The sequence below is a fragment of the Hydrogenivirga sp. 128-5-R1-1 genome (genome assembly GCF_000171895.1).
Map to the genome: position 1 here is coordinate 1 of NZ_ABHJ01000411.1, position 1,297 is coordinate 1,297.

Below are 1,297 nucleotides of genomic sequence, written 5' to 3' on the forward strand. Positions count from 1 at the left end.
ATTATTACTGATAAGAAACCGGAGGAAATAATGAGGAAATTAATTATATTTGATACTACCTTGAGAGATGGAGAACAGGCACCTGGTTTTTCAATGACAGTTGAAGAAAAGGTTAGAATGGCAAAACAACTTGAAAAATTAGGTGTAGATGTTATAGAAGCAGGTTTTGCAGCTGCTTCAAAAGGTGATTTTGAAGCCGTAAATGAAGTGGCAAAAGAGGTAAAAAATTCTACAGTTTGTTCACTTGCAAGAGCTCTTCACTCTGATATAGAAAGGGCAGGAGAGGCTTTAGCTCCTGCAGAAAGAAAAAGAATACATACATTTATAGCAACTTCCCCTATTCATATGGAATACAAACTGAGAATGACTCCAGAGCAGGTTTTAGAAAGAGCTGTAGATGCTGTTCAGTTTGCAAGAAATTTTACAGATGATGTTGAATTTTCAGCAGAAGATGCTGTACGGTCTGAAAGAGAGTTTTTATATAGAATTTTTGAAGCAGTTATAGCTGCAGGAGCAAAAACTATAAATGTGCCTGATACTGTAGGATATGCAGTTCCTGAAGAGTTTGGACAGTTAATTTCTGACATTTTAAATAACGTTCCAAATATAGATAAAGCTGTCATAAGTGTTCACTGCCATAACGATTTGGGACTTGCAGTTGCTAATTCATTAACAGCTGTTAAAAATGGAGCTGGTCAGGTTCATTCCACTATAAACGGAATTGGAGAAAGAGCAGGAAATGCTGCCCTTGAAGAAGTTGTAATGGCAATAAAAGTTAGAAAAGATTACTTTAAAGACGTTTACACAGATATAAATACAAAAGAAATATACAGAACAAGCAGACTGCTCTGTAGATTAACTGGCAGTTTTGTACAACCAAATAAGGCAATAGTTGGAGACAACGCGTTTGCACATGAAGCTGGAATACATCAGCACGGGCTACTTGCCAAAAGGGAAACTTATGAAATAATGAAAGCAGAAGATGTTGGAGTTCCATCTTCTAAAATAGTTCTCGGAAAACATTCAGGAAGACATGCATTTAAAACAAGGCTTGAAGAGCTTGGATATAAAAACCTATCAGAAGAAGAAATTGATAAACTTTTTGCTAAATTTAAAGAGCTTGCAGACAAGAAAAAAGAAGTATTTGATGAAGATATTGAGGCACTTCTATTTGATGAATTGTTTAAATCTTATGAAGAAGTCAAACTGCTTCAGTTTCAAATTGTAAGTGGAAATAAAGCAATACCCACAGCAACAGTAAAATTAAAAATTGACGGAGAAGAAATTGTATCTACAG

At 35.1% G+C, this 1,297-nt stretch carries 1 protein-coding gene; it reads left to right on the plus strand.

Going from position 1 to position 1,297, the window contains the following annotated elements; translation table 11 throughout:
• Positions 1-30: 30 nt before the first annotated feature.
• Positions 31-1,297 (plus strand): 2-isopropylmalate synthase (gene leuA, locus HG1285_RS01135; RefSeq protein ID WP_032497183.1); only part of this gene is annotated, 1,267 nt, incomplete at its 3' end.